The following is a 17,716-nucleotide window of genomic DNA, read 5'->3' as shown; positions in this document are numbered from 1 at the left end:
ATTTAGTATCAAAAAAGGCGTTCGGAAAATTAATTTCGAACGCCTTTTTTGATATTCCTATGCTACATTTGGCTCGGCTTAAGACGCAAAGCATTTTGTCACTACGGATAGAATACAATTTTAATATAATCCCCTATTCTCTCATTTTCAAATCAAACAATCAATGCCCCAATTTGCTGATCTCGGCACTTCGAATGAGTTCGTAGGTTTTTTCTAGTTCCAAATCAGCCTTATTAAGTCTTTCTTGGATAGTGTATTCAACATTGACATTGGGTATTACTCCACGACCAATATTGGGAGCTTTAACCGCTGTTGTAATTCTAAAATGTGGAAACTGCAAACGCAGTTTCGTAGCAGGTAAAACAACCGTAGAAATGACACCTCCATTGCAACCAGCTTCGCCCCCACCCGTCTCACGACCCACTAATGTTGATTTACGCTGTTCTTTCAAACTTGCCACAAAGCTCGATGCTGCCGAAAAAGTTTGTTCACCAATCAAAATGTATAAGCTGCCTTTAAAACGGTATTGTTCGTAAGGCTTATGTTTTCCAACCGACGGGACATTCAAGCAGTAAGTCCCTTCACCACACTTTTTAACGATTCTTTCCGAAAAAGCACGACTAGCATCTTGTTCTTCTACATCATTATTAAGTATAAAAGATGGAATCATCACGGGCGCCTCCGCATGTGAGGTTAGCACAAAAGTACTATCCATCAAATACTTCATCAGGTCAAGGGCAATTTCATGATTTCCTCCTGAATTTTGGCGTAAATCAATGATAAGGTTCGCGGCGTGATTTTGTTCTATTTCTTGGAAAAACCTTTCGTGAGTCATCAAAAACGACTCATAGTCATCATAGGAAAAACTAGAAATACGTAACAGAGCCGTTGATGCAACTTCTTTCGGGAAACTTAAGCCACGCAAACGAGTCAAACGACGCTGTGTTTCGTCCTCCTTAGATAACCGAGGCGGTCTATTGCCAGTAGGAACTCTTGGTTTAAATTCTAGTATCTGCGATTTCACTTCTCCTTGTGCATTTTTGATGGAAAATTGATATTTTTCTTTTCCTCCAAAAACACTCAAATAGTATTCGTCAAAAAAACCAGCCTCTAGTGTAGCATCCTTAAAAGCTTCGCCGTAGCCATCAGCAGGTAGGTATTTTCTTAATGTTCGAAGAATTTTACCAGCAGTATTTCCTTCTATTTCCAACACCTCCGAACCAAGTACTAGCGAGGCATCATTGCTTTCATTCCGAGCAATAAAAAGACGGTCGCCTTGGATAAAAAAGCCAAGCGGAAGCACGAAACTACGATTTTTGGCACGCTCCCATTTGCGAGTTTCGGGCGAAAAACGCAAGTCTGTATGTCCACAACGAATTTTAGCGACCAAAGGCTTGAGCAATAGCCCAAAGTCCTTTTCGGTCATTTCATCAGCTATCTTTTTATAGGCATCTTCAAAAGCTATGTTCATAGATTCTTTTGAAGTGTACCAATTAACACCTGGATGCTCTTGTTCTAAAATACTTCTCAAATATCTAAAATCTGCTCTCAACTCTACCTTCGAGAACTTTCGCTCATAGCTGATCGGCGAAGCAGCACCTTGTCCTTTTACATCCTGTGACCAACAGAATAACGTAACAGACAGTATAACAACACATAACAACCTCATGCTCTGACGTGGACAAAAAATTAAGAAAAAAACAGAAAATTATATACTCAGCAATATAAAAGGCAAAATTACTCATAATATTACCAAATAGAAGAAAAACCAAATGAATTCGCCTATAGACCAGCGCTAAATCTAGCAAGTGGCATGTTGTATTAATAACTTTTTTGGCAAACTACAAAAAATCAAATTGTTAGGGTAGATTTCTTCTCTTTTCTACCTTACCTTTTACATCTTAGCATCGAGAATAGTTCATTGAGAATAACGATATTCTTTTTTATTACGCTATCTCTTTGTGTACATATTCACTTACTTATCTGGTTTTTCGGTTCTCATTTGGGGGAGATTTCGGTAAATTGCATTTCTATTAATTATGGAATAAACTTTAAACATATAGATGAAAAAACGTTATCAAGTATTACTCGTACTATCAATTCTTTCCACTGTTACCTTTCTCGACCGCATTGCTATCTCTACAGCAGGCGAACGTATTTCAAAAGATTTGGGGCTAAGTCCTGTCCAATGGGGCTGGGTATTGGGGATGTTTACCCTTGCCTATGGACTTTTTGAAATTCCCACAGGATTATTGGGTGACCGACTCGGTGCCAAACGCCTTCTTATTCGAGTAGTATTGTGGTGGTCATTTTTTACAGTACTCACAGGCTTTTCGACAGGTTTTGTCATGCTTCTTGCAGTACGATTCTTATTTGGTATTGGCGAAGCTGGAGCATATCCCAATATTTCAATAGCCTTGAGCAAGTGGTTACCAGCCTTCGAAAGAGGAAAAGGGCAAGCACTTATTTGGGCAGCGTCAAGAATTGGTGCAGGTCTGACTCCTATTTTAGTCATTCCTATTCAACAAAAGTATGGCTGGCAAATGTCCTTCTATATCCTCGGAGGAGTTGGTTTACTTTGGGTAATTTTTTGGATTTTCTGGTACAAAGAAGAGCCTTCCGAAGCTAAGGATATTTCGAAGGAAGAATTGAATTTTATCTTAGAAAATAGACAACTAAGCGACCACTCTCCAAAACAATCGGTATGGAAAATACTTAACCATCCTAACCTTTGGATCCTCTTTTTGATGTATTACTGTTATGCTGCGGGCGCTTATTTTTTCCAAAGTTGGATGCCTAAATATCTCCAACAAGGCCGTGGAATCTCGGAAGAAAACATGAAATTTATGGCTTCTGCTCCTTTTATTTTGGGAGCTGTCGGATGTTTTTTAGGGGGAATTTTGAGTGATTACACTGTCAAAAAATATGGCAAAAAATGGGGTCGTCGCATTGTCCCAATGATTGGGCTTGGTCTTTCAGGTATCTGTCTCATTACGGCATCACTCAGTCAAAATGATACTTTGGCCGTTGTACTTTTGTCGTTAGGGCTTGCCACCATGGACGTCAACGCACCAGTAGCATGGGCAGTAGCCATGGATATAGGAGGCAAACAAAGCGGGACCGTTTCGGGGGCTATGAACTCAGCAGGTTTGATTGGAGCCTATATCAATACTGTATCTTTTGGGTATCTGGCAACGACTTTCGGGTACTACTTTCCTGTACTTATGATTGGTGGTTTATTGATACTTGGATCTATACTTTGGCTAAAAATTGATGCTACTCACCAAGTATCCGTTCAATCAGAATAGTCAAAAAAAATATCGCTAAAACTTTCGTTTCAAATATTTAAAAATCAAATAGTTACAACCAAACGAATGTTTAATTTCAAAAAAACATGATAAAAAACAACTGCATTTTCTGCCAAACTATCCCTATCTTTGGAAAGAATTTTGGAAGAACAAGAAACAATTTTAGCTAACAAATTGTAGTCTCAAAGGAATATATTTTCACTACCGAGACTAAAGAGATAGGTAGAAAAATAGCAAAGTTTATTTTTGTCAACTTTAATGATTCCTAAGCCAAAAACGTTTAAATTTATCCTAGGCAAGCGCGCTTTAAAATTATGCCTTAGGCCCAAATTTGAATAATCCCTTTATTTTTAGATAACTAGCAACTTATACCATACGACCATGTCACAGGCAGCAATTATTGAACCCTTACTTCAAGAAGACCCAAACCGTTTTGTGTTATTTCCCATTAAACACAATGACATTTGGCAATTTTATAAAAAAGCGGAAGCTTCTTTCTGGACAGCTGAAGAAATTGATCTTTCTCAAGACTTAAACGACTGGGAAAACAAGCTTACAGCCGATGAAAAGCACTTCATTTCGCATGTATTGGCCTTCTTTGCGGCATCGGATGGTATCGTAAACGAAAACCTCGCTGTTAACTTCCTTTCGGAGGTTCAATATGCTGAGGCTAAATGTTTCTATGGTTTCCAAGTAATGATGGAAAATATCCATTCAGAAACGTACTCTTTGTTGATTGATACTTATATTAAAAATCCTACTGAAAAAGACCGTATGCTTCGTGCCATCGAAACCATCGATTGCGTTCAGAAAAAAGCAGAATGGGCTTTGCGTTGGATTGGCAGTGAAAATTTTGTAGAACGTTTGATTGCTTTTGCAGCAGTAGAGGGTATTTTCTTCTCAGGTAGTTTCTGTTCTATCTTCTGGCTGAAAAAACGTGGTTTGATGCCAGGCCTCTCATTCTCTAACGAGCTTATTTCTCGCGACGAAGGTTTACACTGTGATTTTGCGTGTTTGCTTTACGCAGACCATATCAAGAATCAGTTACCACAATCAAGAGTGACTGCCATCATTACAGATGCAGTAACAATCGAAAAAGAATTTGTAACAGATTCTCTTCCTGTATCATTAATTGGTATGAATGCCAACTTAATGTGCCAGTATATCGAGTTTGTAGCTGACCGTTTGCTAGTTGCTTTGGGTTGTCCAAAAGTTTACAACGCAACAAACCCATTCGATTTCATGGAAATGATTTCGTTACAAGGCAAAACAAACTTCTTCGAAAAACGTGTAGCTGAATATCAAAAAGCGGGTGTAATGTCAGAGAAAGAAACGATGTCTTTCTCTCTTGATGAAGATTTCTAGACAATAAGTAATAATATTAAAAGAAAACGGCTCGTAGCAGTATTTGCTACGAGCCGTTTTCTTTTATGATAGAGTAAATACCCTGTGTCTATTTTAAGTTGTACTGAGTTTGTTTTCGGAAAAAACCCCACCACGTCTCAACAGCTACTAGTGGGGTATGTATTAATATAAATTGGATAGATAATGTGACAAGCTTTTAACTAAAGATTTTGTGTATTTGGCTTTTTTCAGTAATTTTTAATCCGATTATTTACCAAAAACTATCTTTTCATTACAGTTCAATCGGCTTTTGTTTAAAGCTCAACATTGAAACATTGTGTTTAACTTTCATCCTTTTACACCACAATTTAAAATCCATTCGAAATAGACAGAATTGTAAAGCTTTCTTCAAATGAGAATGCAAACTCGTCAGTTATTCGCCTAGCTGAAATGGTTAGATGACACATGATTTATTGTATCACAACGATACAATATTAATTGTTTTGTTTTAATATTACAATTCTTTTTTAAATTTGAACAAAATTTATTTTATGGAACATACAACAGAATATAAAGACCTCGTCAACCAAAAGCAAGATTTCTTACCAGGCATCTCGATTGACTGTGTAATATTTGGTTTTCATGAAAATCAATTGAAGGTTTTACTAATCAAATTTGGCAATACTCAAATATATTCTCTTCCTGGAGGATTTATCTATAAAGAAGAAAGCTTAGATGAAGCTGCTAATCGTATTTTAGATCACCGTACGGGCATTGAAGATACCTATTTAGAGCAATTTTATATTTTTGGCGACCCCAAACGTGTTAATCCAGAGGAACATAGGTGGATTATGCAAAAAAATGGCATTGATTTACCTAGTGACCACTTTTTGTTTAATCGACACATTACGGTAGGTTATTATGCTCTTGTAGATTTCACTAAGATTCAACCACACTCATATTTAAATCATGAAGAAAGTGGCTGGTTTGACATTTATGACTTACCAGAAACAATCGCTTTCGACCATCGTGAGATTCTTACCAAAGCACTCGATTCACTTCGATTGCTACTGGATCACAAATTGGCAGTATTCAACCTGATGCCCGAAACTTTTACTATGGGTGAATTACAAAGCCTTTATGAAACGATTTTGAATAAAAAATTACTGAGAGCTAACTTCCAACGTAAAATGTTGAGTTTGGGAATACTAGAAAGACTAGATAAAAAATGGGGAGGTGGTGCCCATAAGGCGCCGTATTTGTATAGATTTGATTCTCAAAAAGCAGAAGCTAACAAGTTTTCTAACCAGTTTGAGGAATAAATAAAAGGTAATCATCCAGCCATGGACTAAGCCTTCGATAGTCGCATATAAAGTTAGAATTTTGATTTCGGAAAATAATGCTGAACATTTCTGATAAATCCGAAATCAAAAATCTCAAATCTGCCATCGAGGCATTTGCTCATGCTCTACTGATTTTAGTGCATAAACTACCCTCCACTCACGGGTGGAATTAGCGCAATTTCGTCTCTTTCTGATAATACTAAATCCTGTTCGGCATATTCGTTGTTTACTGCCAGCAATAGCGAGCGAATAGCTGCCAACTGAGGATATTCTGCTCTTAGCAAAGTCAATAAACCATCGGTTGTGAGGGTATCTGATACCTCCAAAGTCGTCGAGCTATTGCCAACAATTTCTTTGGTGATTCCAAACAAAGCAATTGTATATTTCATTAGGTTAAATTTTTGATTCTAGGATTCAATAGTATATTTGTTTTTATTGCTTGCCGATATACCATTAGCGATAAATATAGGCGTTAGTTTTTGAACAATTTTTCCTATATTTTGATTGCTAATATAACGAAGTAAATCTATAATTTGAGGACTTCAAATGGAGATTTACCCAAAATACTACTATATCATTCGTATCTGTGACAACTAATCCATCCATAACAACTCCCGATAATCGTCCAGTGATTTATGACAATCACGGTCGACCGATTACTTATTTGAGGCTGGCTGTCACTGACCGATGCAATTTGCGTTGCTTTTATTGCATGCCCGAAGAAGGCATCAAGTATCTTCATAAATCCAAATTGCTTAGTTACGAAGAAATGCTTCGTATAGTTAGCGTATTAGCCGAATTGGGAGTACACAAAGTACGTATTACAGGTGGAGAACCCTTTGTACGTAACAACCTTATCGATTTTTTGTATCGCCTCGCCGACATTCAAGGAATCGATGAGCTGAATATTACAACCAATGGCATTTTGACGGGACAGTATCTCAAACAGATGAAAGAAATTGGGATTCGTTCTGTCAATTTGAGTTTGGATACTTTGGATTCGCAACGTTTTTTTGAAATTACCCGTCGTGATGAATTTTCGAAGGTATATCAAACGCTTTTTGACTTATTAGACGGAGGTTTTGAAGTCAAAATCAATGCTGTAGTAATGGATGGAAAAAATACAGATGATATTTTACCTTTAGTCGCCCTAACCGAGCACTACCCTGTGGCAGTTCGCTTTATAGAGGAAATGCCTTTTAATGGCGAAGGCTCGCATTATCCTGTGCTTCATTGGAATATCAATCGAATTTTGGATACCATACGTGCAGCATATCCGAGTTTAAGTAAAATCAAAGATGCTCCACATTCTACTTCGTATAACTACCATGTCCCAGGTTTCAAGGGCAATATTGGCGTTATTGCAGCGTTTTCAAGAACCTTCTGTGGAACTTGCAATCGTATCAGAATGACTGCACAAGGCGAATTAAAAACCTGCTTGTATGATGAAGGCGTACTAAGTATTCGAGATTTGATTCGTTCGGGAATTAGCAACGAAGAACTGAAAGGCATTTTTATCAATACTTTTCAACAAAGAGCCAAAGACGGCTTCGAAGCCGAGAGTCGCAGAACAAAGCTTGTTACTGAATCCATGACAACCATTGGAGGATAATCCATAAAAATCTTAATTTTGCAATTCATTTAATCCCCTGTCAACCCAATAATATTTTGGACTGGGCTGACAGGGGACATATTTTATATAGACGATGACAATTGAGCAAATTTTTGAAGGTTTCAATCAACTAAAAGTTCTTATCATAGGCGATTTGATGATTGATGCTTATACCTGGGGTAAAGTAGAACGTATCTCTCCTGAAGCTCCAGTACCAGTAGTAAATGTAAAACAAAGAGAAATGCGTTTGGGTGGTGCTGGCAATGTAGTGATGAACGTTCAGGCACTTGGCGCTAAAGCTATTATTTGTTCGGTCATCGGAAAAGATTCCTATGGCAATGCCCTATTGGATTTATTGGCAGAAAAAGAGTTATCTACCGAAGGTATTCTACAGTCTGAAGAGCGCATTACTACGGTAAAAGAACGAATTATCGCAGGCACACAGCAGATTGTTCGTGTAGATACCGAAACTGATAAATTGATTTCTGAAAATGAACGTAATTTGCTCTTAGACAAAATCAAAGCTTTGGCATTAGATGCGCAAGTGATTATTTTTGAAGATTATGACAAAGGCGTTTTATCAAAAGAACTCATTGTCGAAGTAATTGATTTTGCCCAAGAACACCATATTCCAACTGTGGTAGACCCCAAGAAACGTAACTTTCTAAACTACCAAAATGCTACCTTATTCAAGCCAAACTTGAAAGAACTCAAAGAAGGTCTCAATATTCAATTTGACTCAAAAGACCCAGCAGAACTGGCAATGGCGGTCAATATGCTTATCGAAACCCTTGAAGTGAAAGGAGCCTTTGTTACACTTTCAGAACAAGGCGTATTTATCAATTTCAAAGACGAAGAAAAACATATCCCTGCCCATATTCGACAAATTGCAGACGTTTCGGGTGCAGGTGATACCGTAATTTCAATTGCAGCTTGCTGTGTAGCACTCAATTTGTCTCCAGAATTGGTAGCAGGTCTATCAAATTTAGGAGGTGGACTTGTATGTGAATCTGTTGGCGTTGTCCCAATCAACAAAGAAAGACTGTTGGCAGAAGCCCAACAAAACTATAATTAAGTATTAATAGGCTTTAGGCTATAAGCTCTAGGCATTAGGCAAAAACGCCCCTCTTAACAATTTAAGAGGGGCGTTTTTTTAGCTAAATTTTAAGAAAATTACGCTCTGAAAATAAATTTTATATTTTTTGAAAAATAATTTAACTATTTTTCAATACGCAAACTATTTGACCTTAATAGACGTTTATCTACTATCAACCACAAAAAAGCCTTGCTACCAACATAGCAAGGCTTTTTTATTTTACATTCATTTGAGTGTTTCCGCACTGTTTTCTACTTCTTACTATCAGGCTTATCCTCTATTCCCAAAGTGCTTATCGAAGGATTGATTGTTCGGGCTGTGATTACAATTTTAAAAATTTTATTTCCTGCAAAGCTAAATTCTGCAACGTACTTCCCTTTTGCTTTTAGATTCCGATACACGGCAGTGTAATTCATTTTACTTTCCCAACCATGCACAGCCAAAGCTCCTAACAAATGATCAAGGCATTTTTGAAGGTTCGAAAAATAATTTAATACAGGTTCTTTTGTTCGAACTGTATTGAGCGAGCCAATCGAGATGACGGCTACTTCGTAGATGGTTTGTTGTTTCATGAGGAAACGTTATTAGTTACTTAATAATCTGTTATTAGGAATAGATGCGTGAGGTATCTTTTTCCTGATTTTCTCAATCTCAAAAAGCCCCTAGCGAGCTGATTTTGCTATTATTTTTTTCCAATTTGAAAAAAATAAAATAAATACGAAAAATAATTTAACTATTTTTCAAGTTGTAAACTATTTTGCCTTCTCTGGCGTTTTACTATTATTAATCACAAAAAAGCCTTGTTAGTATTTCTAGCAAGGCTTTTTGATTTTTAAGGTTTTAGCCTTTCTCATGGAGCTATTCCAACAAAAAAAGCCAGTGAACAAATCCACTGACTTTCTCTTCTAAGCGTATATTGGACACTTTATGATTCTTTCTTCTTACGCTAATATTTTTATTGAGCGATTGCTGTAAATTCAATTTCAACCAAATAATCTGGAGATACTAATTTAGAAATCTCATAGATACCCGTTGTTGGTTTGATTTCGCCGAAATAAGCGCCATGAGCACGAGCAATATCATCAAATTTGGTAATATCTGTTGTGAAAATACGAGTTCTCACTACATCTTTTGTTGAAACACCAGCCTCTTCTAACACTTTTGCGATACGTTCTAAGATATTCAACGTTTGTGCATAAGCATCGTCCGCTTTTACTTTTTCACCATCTACAATAGCTACAGTTCCTGATACTTCTACAATGTTTCCGATTCTTACGGCACGGCAATAGCCCATTTTGTCTTCCCACGGCGAGCCCGTTAAGATATTTTGTCTAGACATACTTAATAATTGTTTTTTGGTTACGATACAAAGATAAGATAAAAGCCGAGGGATATTTACTCAAAAAGGCATAAAAAAAGGCTCAAACTAATGTGTTTGAACCTTTAACATACCAAAAATCGTTGCCTTTACGCACGTACAGCTACTAAATTAGCTTCCATCAAAGAAGCCAATTCTTCTACAGTCTGTACTCTATCTATCTCCTGATCTGGTAATGTAATACCATACGTATTTTCTAAATAAGCTACTACTTCTAGGAACTCTAATGAGTTCATTCCCAAATCGGCATAAAAGCGTTTTTGAGGAGCTATCAACCTCGGGCTAATATAAAAATTCCGAGATAAGAACTTTGTCAATGTTTCTGTGCTGAATCTCATCGGTTTCTTGATTTATATATATTTTGACGATTGTTATGCTAGGTTAACGAGCTTTTTTGAATAATAGTGCCCGAATTTTAAGTTTTTTTAGAAAAAATGAGAAAAATCTATAAAAATTCTTAAATATTATGCTTACAGAGTATTCTTGAACTATTTAAAGATTTCTCTCATGATTTATTAAAAAATATTAAAAACTATTTTCAGGTAATTTGCTCTTCTAAAACCTAGTTTTGTATCGTTTCTTTGACCGGAATAATCGTTGGTGGAAGTAACTTATACATAACAGGTGTAACCAAACGAGCAAGTAATGTTGAACTGATAATTCCACCTATAAGCACCAAGGCTAATGGAGAGTACAGCTCTGAATATTCGATAACTAGTGGTACTAAGCCCCCTATTGCCGTAAGTGATGTTAGCACAATAGGAACAAATCTCACTTCGCCTGCTTCTCGAATTGCCTCCTCAAGTCCAAACCCTTCCTCTCGAAGTTGGTTGGTAAAATCTACCAATAGTAAAGAGTTCTTGACTTCAATTCCCACCAGCGCAATAAAACCAATAACAGCCGTAAATGATAAAGTTTCGCCCCAAAGTAATAGCATCAAGATAGCTCCAACAATACCCAATGGAATTACTGACAATACAATCAGGGTCGATTTGAAATTACGGAACTCCAAAATTAGGATAGCTATCATTCCGAAGACAGTTATCAAAACTATCACCCCTATTCCTCCGAAAGATTTTTCTGCATTTTCGGCCTCTCCTGCTACTCTGTACGAAAATCCTTTTGGAAACTTAAAAGCATTTAATTGCTTTATTAATTCTTGGTTTACTTGTGCTGTATTATAGCCAGATTTTAAAAAGGTCGAAACTGTCACATATCGCTCTTTGTCGAAGTGCAAAATCTGATTCTGAGAGGTTTCTAACTTAATATCTACCAATTGCTTAAGCGGAATAGCCGTCCCTAAAGCATTGTTGACATACAAACGATTAAAGACGTCTAAATCTTGTTGTACACCCGTTCTTGGAATCGACACGTTGATGTTATAACCATCTTTTTCGCCATCTTCACGGTAGGTACCCACATTTAAGCCTGCTATTCCTAAACGTACCACTCGGTCGATTTCGGCTGAGCTCACACTCATCAAGCCAGCTTTTTCTTTATTGACTACCACACGAATATCCGTTGGTTGGACTTTCAGTGGGTTATTAACATAGATAGCTCCAGGATGATTAGCTAAAATCTTCTCGATTCTGAACGCTACATTCCTTAAGGTATCCAAATTTTCTCCAAAGATTCGATAAGCAATTGGCGCTTCTAATGGTGGTCCTTGTTCAAAATCTTTTACCTCAATTTTGGCATTGGGATACACGCCCATATTGCCACGCAAATCATCAATTAAAGCCTTTTTCTCAGATGTTTCCATATCCTCGAGCAAGACAAATATTTGTGCTCGGTTCTCTGACTGCCCTCTTTCTACTGTGTTGTAATAGATACGAGGATTAACACGCCCAACATTTGAAGCAAAGTTTTTAATCTCAGGTACTTTCTTCAATTTTTCCTCCACATACTTCACTACTTTGGTTGTGGCAGCCATATTTGTTCCAACTGGCGTTTCGATATTTACTAAAAACATCGGTTTTTCGGAAGTTGGGAAAAGAGAAAAACCTAAGAATAATTTAGCCATCATCATTACACCTACAAATATTCCTAGTGCTCCTGCCAAAGTTGTTTTGGGGTGTTTAAGACACCAATCCATCAAGCGTCCATAAGTAGCCGAAATGATTTTTTTCATTCCTCTCAAAATCATATTCCCTTCTGGATTATGATTTTCGGTCAATAACACTGATGACAAAAATGGTACAATCGTCAATGACACAATCATCGAAGCCAATACCGTAAACATTACAGCCATTGGTAAACTTCGAATAAATTCACCTGCTGCCTCTGGCAAGTTGGCAATTGGTAAAAAGGCAAAACACAACAATACAGTACATCCTACTACTGCTAATCCGATTTGTTTTGTAGCATCGATAGCCGCCTGCTTGCGTTTGATGCCCATTCGCATAAAGCGTTCGATGTTTTCGACCACTACGATAGAGTCATCTACCAAAATCCCCAAAGCTACAATCATCCCTACAATAGACAGCTGGTTGATGGTATAACCAAATACATTGAGTAATGTTAGACCTATCGCCAACGAGAGTGGGATTGAAATCATTACGACAATACTTGCACGTGTACCTAAAGGCAATAGCGTAATCAATACTAGCAAAATCGCTATTCCGAAATCTTTAGCAAAACGCGTAAGACGATTATCTACAGATTCGGCTTGGTCAAATACTTTTACAACATCGACACTTGGAGGAAGTTGTGCTTTGTATTTTTCAACTATTGGTTCAACTATCTTACGAATCGCAATAATATTCTGTCCTTGCTTTTGGCATGCTGTGACAAAAACACAGCGGTGACCATTGAGACTAGTAATATGTGTTTCGTCTTCGTAAGCAAATTTTACTTGAGCAATATCTTTGAGATACACGATTTTGGTACCGTTGGTGTACACAATCGTATTCTGAATTTCGTCGAGGTCATTATATGCACCTGATGTTTTAACATTTAGTTTTTTACTCGAAACATTGATACTACCTCCAGGAATATTGACATTCTCAGATTGAATTGCTCCCAACACCTGATTGACAGGAATATGGTCATGTGCCATTTTTTCCAAATTCAACTCAACTGCTACTTTACGAGCTGGAAAACCCCATGATTTGATATTAGTTAGAGGTTTTACCTTTTCGAGTTGTTTTTCCAAATCATCTGCATATTCCTTCAGCTTGGCGTAAGGCACATTTTCGCTTACGAGGGCAAACTGATAAATATTTACGTCGGTTGGTCTAAACTTTTGTACTCGAATATCCAGAATCTCAGCAGGGAGGTCTTTTCTGATGGCATTTACTTCTCGTACAACCTCCTGATATTTTTCTTCTGGATCTTGTTCAAAATCATACTCTATCTGAAATACAGCCGCTCCATCTAGTATGACCGTACTTATGCGCTGAATGTTGTCTAGCTCGTTAATTCTTTTTTCAAAAGGGTCTGCTACTAACTCTTCCATGTCGTTGGGAGTAGCTCCGGGATAGATAATCGTAACGCCAAATTGAGGAGATTCAAACTCTGGGTCTTCGCCACGAGGCATGTTCAACAAGGAATATAGCCCGATTGATAATACCGCCAGAAATACCACTAAGGTAAACTGGTAATTTTTTACGGAAAATTCTGCGATTTTCATATATGATGAGTTGTCGGCATCAGTCGCTTTACAGTGACGTTATGCTCGTTTAGGTCTATGTAAAATTGATTTGTTGTAAAAGTTTATTGCACCACTTTTACTTTTGTACCTTCTACCAGATAAGCCGAACCATCTGTTACTACTTGGTTTATTCCCGACAAACCCTCACGAATAAATGCTTGTTGACCGTTGACGTAAGCAATCGACAAAGAAACTCTTTTGGCTTTTCCGTTTTCTATCACATATACAAAAGCTTGGTCCCCATTGCCTTCAATAATGGCATCAACAGGAACAGACGCATATTGGTATTTGATAGAAGGGTAAATCAAAGCCTTGGCAAATAGGCCAGTCGCCATTTTTTTGCCTTGAGTACTAATTTTTAACTCTGCTTGATAGAGACCTGAAGCTTGGTCGGCACCTTGAGAGAGGGTTGTGACATTTGCCAAAAACTTCATATCAGGAAATGCGTCGAGGCTGATTTCGGCTTTATCGCCTAGTTTGAGGCGAGTCCAATCTTTGTCTGCAATACCTACTTTTACTACCCAATCGTTGGCACCTGCGGCATTCACAAAAAACACAGGACTTCCAGACGATGCCAATTCACCTTCGTTCATCATTTTTTTGACAACAACACCATTGGTTGGTGCATAAATTTTGGAATATCCTTGGTTGTATTGGGCTATTTGTAAACCTTGTTTTGCCACGCTCAAGGCTGTTGTTAGATTTTGGACTTGTTCGAGTGTAGCTACCGAATCACGATATAGTGCATTGATACGCTTTAAGTCTCTTTCGATTTTGCTCACATTCTCTTGTGATTGTTGCACTTGTGCATTGATTTCGGTCAAATTGAGCGTTGCTAATAATTGACCTTTAACAATATTTTGTCCTTCTTTTACAAAGATTTTTTCGATTATTCCGCCCGTTTTAAAAGAAAGACGAGCTTCGTGTAAAGAGCTTATCAGACCAGAAGCTTTGATGGGTTCGGTAGAATTAGCATTTGAAACATCCACTAATTTTACAGCTACAGTTTCGTTATCTGCAATTGTTTTTTTATCGGTTTTCTTTTTGCCACAGGCAAACACTGTCGTTATGATTAGACCTAGAATGAGGCTATTTTTAAAGGAAGTCAACATATTTCAAGAGGATTTTGATTAGCCCAAGGCTAAAGAGATTTTTAGATTTTTATTTATGCTTCAATTCACTCAAGCATTACGTCTTTTTATTTTAAGTCAAAAGCGGCAGCACTGCGTTCGAGTTCTACCCATTTGAGCCAAACATCATAATGAGCTATCACTTGCTGTAATTGAGTACGAGTCAATTGTGTTTGGGCATCCAGCAACTCGATAAAACTAAGATTACCTTCTTTGTAACGGCGCATCATGTCACGATAATAGCGCTGTGCCGAACTTATCTGATTGGCTTTGGATTGATGAATTTCTTTGGCAGCTGTCAAAGCGTTTTGCGCTAAGGTATTTTGTAAATCAAGTTGGTTTTTGACTTGTTGAAGCTGTGTATCGGCGGAAGCAACGTCCATTTCGGCTTGTTTTACTTTCAATTGATTTCTTCCTGAAGAATATACAGGCAAGTCAATCGATACTCCGACCAAGAAAAAGGCATTGGGAGAAATAAAATTCTTGTCAGCCGAAGCGATTTGAGCAAAACGCCCTTGTGAACCTAAATCCAAAGAAGCTCCTATCTTGGGTTGATTGTAAGACTGGCTAAGTTTTAAGATTTGCTTATTGATACTCAAATTAGTTTCGAGCTTGTCGATTTCTTCACGGTGAGCTAAGTCTATTTTAGCAGGAATCACAACATTTTTAAAACTTGAATCAACTTTGATTTCCTGCGTAAACTCACGGTTTAGCAAGAAATTAAAATACGCTGCCGCGTTTTTCTGTGTTCCTTTGGCAGCTTCAACTTCAGATTCTATACTAGCAATTTCGTTTTTGGTACGAACAGAAACCGTCGGATTAGCCATTCCATTTTGAATCAAAGCTTGGTTGACACGTTCACTTTCACGGAGCAGACGTAACGCATTTTCGTAAATACTCAATGCCTCAGTAGCTTTTAGATAGTTGAAATAAGCCATTTTTATATCTTTGACCAATTCACGTTTATAGACATTGGTTTCGGATTGCTGCAAACCAATCAGTTCCTTTTTGATGCTTTGATTATACTTAAGTTCAGCATTAATCAAAGGCATCGAAGTTTTGAATCGCATGTCATAAAAATCCTTTGGAATCAACTGCTCACTCACGTTTGAGATTTGTGGAAAAGCATTAGAATTTGTCAAGCGATTGAGCGTGGCATATACAGGATTTACTAAATCTCCCACAGGAATATCAATTGTACGGCCACCCAAGGCAGAGGATACAGTCGTATTGAAATTCACTGCAGGTTTGAACAAACTTTTGGCTTCATCCAAAGCCCAAATGGCTTTTTGTAGCTGAAAACGTTGCTGCTTGAGCGTTTGGCTATTTTGTAGTCCTTCTTGTACATACTGATTGAGTACTTCTGATTGAGCCATAGTTCCATAAGCGAGCCAACAGCACACCAAGGAGAGATAATACTTCATAGGTTTCATGTATTAAACATTTATAATTTTATAAACACTGTTCAGTAAAAGAGTAAATAAAAAGCATTAATTCATGAGGAATCAATGCCAAATGAGCTTCGAGCTATCGGGTTTTAGGTATCAGCACTGGTTATAAAATACACCAATATGAGCCGACTGCTCAAAGCTGACTTCAGAAAGCTGTCATAAGTCAGACCTGTGGGAGATTTTACTGCCCACAGGTCTTTCTAGGGGATTTTTAGATTTTTTCAGCTTAAGCAAACTGTTAAATCTTTACTGCTTAATTCACTTTGTAAATCCTTAAAATCAGTTAGTTACTGGTCTTTCAAAGATTCAAAGACAAAGTAACTAAAACTATTTAATAGTATTGCTTGTTGCAACCAAATTGGTTGTACATTTTGCAATTAAAATATCATCTTGGTTACGAATTTCGCCTTCTGCATGAGCGATTTTCTTTCCCATTCTTACAATCTTTGATTTTACACGAACGGTCTCGCCTAGTCGTGCGCTAAAAAGGTAGTCTACCGAAAGGTTGACAGTGCTATAAAAAACACCATTGCCCATCATAAAAACAGTCATCCCAATAATATCGTCCAACATTGTTGCGGCAATACCGCCATGCAAGATACGAGCAGGATTTACCATTTCTTCTTTGACTTGGTATTCTATTTCGATACCATGGTCGTGAACCCCTACCAAAACACCGTCTAGAAATTTAGCCACTGGCGAAATACTCTTTTCGGCTACACGAGTACCAATATATTCCTTAAAAACCTCTAATGCGTGTTTATTACTCATTTTTCTTTTTAATAAGATTCAACATAAAGTCCAGAGATTCCCCTAGTAGCTTTTCTAGCTGTATTTCTGGATTTAGTTCACAGAATGGCTCAAATCGCCCTCTAATATTTAAAGATACCAACCCGTGCACGTAAGACCATATCGACATAGACAATACATCGATATTGGCAGGCAAAATAGAGCCTTGCTCAATACATAGCGCCAAGTTTTTTTGTAGTGCCACAAAATTGTGCATTCCACAATCCCAGCCAGCTTCTTGCTTTTTGAGTGCATGCATTGGAGCTTCTTTGATAAACATCAAATCGTATAACTCAGGATTCTCAAAAGCAAATTTCAAGTAAATCAATCCTCTCGCACGTAGTTGTTGAAAACCATCTTCGATATTTTCAACGGAACGCGTCATTTCTGATAATTTATCAAATCCTAATTCATGTACCGCATAAAACAATTCATCTTTATCTTTATAATGCAGATAAATTGTAGCTGGACTATACTCTATTTTGTCCGCAATAGCTCGAATAGAAGCCTTATCAAAGCCTTCTTTGATAAAGATTTCCTTGGCAGCTTCTAAAATTCGCTGCTTTAATTCTAGTTTTTCGCGTTCTTTTCTCTCTAAAATACCCATTTCTTA

15 protein-coding genes are annotated in these 17,716 nt (G+C 37.4%); 5 read left to right on the top strand and 10 right to left on the bottom strand.

All coding sequences use genetic code 11. The annotated features are described in order from the left end of the window. Positions 1 to 160: 160 nt before the first annotated feature. Positions 161 to 1,669: a S41 family peptidase gene (locus GVN22_RS03170; RefSeq protein WP_166549626.1), complete on the bottom strand. Its 1,509-nt coding sequence runs from the start codon at positions 1,667 to 1,669 to the stop codon at positions 161 to 163. Between the two features lie 394 nt (positions 1,670 to 2,063). Between GVN22_RS03170 and GVN22_RS03165 the strand changes: the two genes are divergently transcribed. The 3 genes from GVN22_RS03165 to GVN22_RS03155 all read left to right on the top strand — a co-directional run bounded on the left by GVN22_RS03165 (position 2,064) and on the right by GVN22_RS03155 (position 5,974). Further along, entirely contained in the window at positions 2,064 to 3,308 is a 1,245-nt protein-coding gene (locus GVN22_RS03165; protein WP_166549625.1) for an MFS transporter, read from the top strand. A gap of 381 nt (positions 3,309 to 3,689) precedes the next feature. Next, a complete protein-coding gene (locus GVN22_RS03160; protein WP_166549624.1) occupies positions 3,690 to 4,673 on the top strand; it encodes a ribonucleoside-diphosphate reductase small subunit in 984 nt (327 codons plus the stop codon). Positions 4,674 to 5,203: 530 nt separating this feature from the next. After that, positions 5,204 to 5,974, top strand: a complete 771-nt coding sequence (locus GVN22_RS03155; protein ID WP_166549623.1) for an NUDIX domain-containing protein — start codon at positions 5,204 to 5,206, stop codon at positions 5,972 to 5,974. 167 nt (positions 5,975 to 6,141) lie between these two features. Here GVN22_RS03155 and moaD read toward each other — a convergent pair whose 3' ends face one another. Beyond that, positions 6,142 to 6,384 carry a molybdopterin converting factor subunit 1 gene (gene moaD / locus GVN22_RS03150; RefSeq protein WP_166549622.1) on the bottom strand — a complete coding sequence of 81 codons (243 nt, stop codon included), beginning with the start codon at positions 6,382 to 6,384 and terminating at the stop codon, positions 6,142 to 6,144. A 197-nt stretch (positions 6,385 to 6,581) separates the two neighbouring features. Here moaD and moaA point away from each other — a divergent pair, with 197 nt between their 5' ends. Beyond that, complete coding sequence (gene moaA, locus GVN22_RS03145) at positions 6,582 to 7,607, top strand: GTP 3',8-cyclase MoaA (RefSeq protein ID WP_370520393.1); 1,026 nt, start codon at positions 6,582 to 6,584, stop codon at positions 7,605 to 7,607. Positions 7,608 to 7,701: 94 nt separating this feature from the next. Next, positions 7,702 to 8,682 carry a bifunctional heptose 7-phosphate kinase/heptose 1-phosphate adenyltransferase gene (locus GVN22_RS03140; RefSeq protein ID WP_166549621.1) on the top strand — a complete coding sequence of 327 codons (981 nt, stop codon included), beginning with the start codon at positions 7,702 to 7,704 and terminating at the stop codon, positions 8,680 to 8,682. A gap of 272 nt (positions 8,683 to 8,954) precedes the next feature. Here GVN22_RS03140 and GVN22_RS03135 read toward each other — a convergent pair whose 3' ends face one another. From GVN22_RS03135 to GVN22_RS03100, 8 genes are all read right to left on the bottom strand, one after another. Continuing rightward, on the bottom strand, positions 8,955 to 9,275 hold the full coding sequence (locus tag GVN22_RS03135) for a hypothetical protein (RefSeq protein WP_166549620.1): 321 nt from the start codon (positions 9,273 to 9,275) through the stop codon (positions 8,955 to 8,957). Positions 9,276 to 9,658: 383 nt separating this feature from the next. Beyond that, on the bottom strand, positions 9,659 to 10,042 hold the full coding sequence (locus tag GVN22_RS03130) for a RidA family protein (RefSeq protein WP_095166920.1): 384 nt from the start codon (positions 10,040 to 10,042) through the stop codon (positions 9,659 to 9,661). Positions 10,043 to 10,170: 128 nt separating this feature from the next. Beyond that, positions 10,171 to 10,419, bottom strand: a complete 249-nt coding sequence (locus tag GVN22_RS03125; protein WP_095166922.1) for an acyl carrier protein — start codon at positions 10,417 to 10,419, stop codon at positions 10,171 to 10,173. Positions 10,420 to 10,643: 224 nt separating this feature from the next. Beyond that, positions 10,644 to 13,712: an efflux RND transporter permease subunit gene (locus GVN22_RS03120; RefSeq protein ID WP_166549619.1), complete on the bottom strand. Its 3,069-nt coding sequence runs from the start codon at positions 13,710 to 13,712 to the stop codon at positions 10,644 to 10,646. Positions 13,713 to 13,795: 83 nt separating this feature from the next. Further along, complete coding sequence (locus tag GVN22_RS03115) at positions 13,796 to 14,845, bottom strand: efflux RND transporter periplasmic adaptor subunit (protein ID WP_166549618.1); 1,050 nt, start codon at positions 14,843 to 14,845, stop codon at positions 13,796 to 13,798. Positions 14,846 to 14,931: 86 nt separating this feature from the next. Further along, a complete protein-coding gene (locus GVN22_RS03110; RefSeq protein ID WP_166549617.1) occupies positions 14,932 to 16,287 on the bottom strand; it encodes a TolC family protein in 1,356 nt (451 codons plus the stop codon). A gap of 354 nt (positions 16,288 to 16,641) precedes the next feature. After that, positions 16,642 to 17,085: a PaaI family thioesterase gene (locus GVN22_RS03105; RefSeq protein WP_166549616.1), complete on the bottom strand. Its 444-nt coding sequence runs from the start codon at positions 17,083 to 17,085 to the stop codon at positions 16,642 to 16,644. Next, complete coding sequence (locus GVN22_RS03100) at positions 17,078 to 17,710, bottom strand: TetR/AcrR family transcriptional regulator (protein ID WP_166549615.1); 633 nt, start codon at positions 17,708 to 17,710, stop codon at positions 17,078 to 17,080. Before GVN22_RS03100 ends, GVN22_RS03105 begins: the two co-directional genes overlap by 8 nt. Between the last annotated feature and the right edge of the window lie 6 nt (positions 17,711 to 17,716).

Source organism: Cellulophaga sp. BC115SP, from assembly GCF_009905545.1.
Taxonomy (GTDB): domain Bacteria; phylum Bacteroidota; class Bacteroidia; order Cytophagales; family Spirosomataceae; genus Flectobacillus; species Flectobacillus rivi.
The sequence above is the reverse complement of the archived record's forward strand: the minus strand, read 5'-3'. Positions and strand labels throughout refer to the sequence as shown.

Excerpts from the sequence above, each read along its gene's own strand:
- GVN22_RS03120 (WP_166549619.1), bottom strand. The coding sequence starts at position 13,712 with ATGAAAATCGCAGAATTTTCCGTAAAAAATTACCAGTTTACCTTAGTG.
- GVN22_RS03140 (WP_166549621.1), top strand. The coding sequence starts at position 7,702 with ATGACAATTGAGCAAATTTTTGAAGGTTTCAATCAACTAAAAGTTCTT.
- moaD (WP_166549622.1), bottom strand. The coding sequence starts at position 6,384 with ATGAAATATACAATTGCTTTGTTTGGAATCACCAAAGAAATTGTTGGC.
- GVN22_RS03125 (WP_095166922.1), bottom strand. The coding sequence starts at position 10,419 with ATGAGATTCAGCACAGAAACATTGACAAAGTTCTTATCTCGGAATTTT.
- GVN22_RS03170 (WP_166549626.1), bottom strand. The coding sequence starts at position 1,669 with ATGAGGTTGTTATGTGTTGTTATACTGTCTGTTACGTTATTCTGTTGG.
- GVN22_RS03130 (WP_095166920.1), bottom strand. The coding sequence starts at position 10,042 with ATGTCTAGACAAAATATCTTAACGGGCTCGCCGTGGGAAGACAAAATG.
- GVN22_RS03155 (WP_166549623.1), top strand. The coding sequence starts at position 5,204 with ATGGAACATACAACAGAATATAAAGACCTCGTCAACCAAAAGCAAGAT.
- GVN22_RS03135 (WP_166549620.1), bottom strand. The coding sequence starts at position 9,275 with ATGAAACAACAAACCATCTACGAAGTAGCCGTCATCTCGATTGGCTCG.
- GVN22_RS03105 (WP_166549616.1), bottom strand. The coding sequence starts at position 17,085 with ATGAGTAATAAACACGCATTAGAGGTTTTTAAGGAATATATTGGTACT.
- GVN22_RS03165 (WP_166549625.1), top strand. The coding sequence starts at position 2,064 with ATGAAAAAACGTTATCAAGTATTACTCGTACTATCAATTCTTTCCACT.
- GVN22_RS03160 (WP_166549624.1), top strand. The coding sequence starts at position 3,690 with ATGTCACAGGCAGCAATTATTGAACCCTTACTTCAAGAAGACCCAAAC.
- GVN22_RS03100 (WP_166549615.1), bottom strand. The coding sequence starts at position 17,710 with ATGGGTATTTTAGAGAGAAAAGAACGCGAAAAACTAGAATTAAAGCAG.
- GVN22_RS03115 (WP_166549618.1), bottom strand. The coding sequence starts at position 14,845 with ATGTTGACTTCCTTTAAAAATAGCCTCATTCTAGGTCTAATCATAACG.
- GVN22_RS03110 (WP_166549617.1), bottom strand. The coding sequence starts at position 16,287 with ATGAAGTATTATCTCTCCTTGGTGTGCTGTTGGCTCGCTTATGGAACT.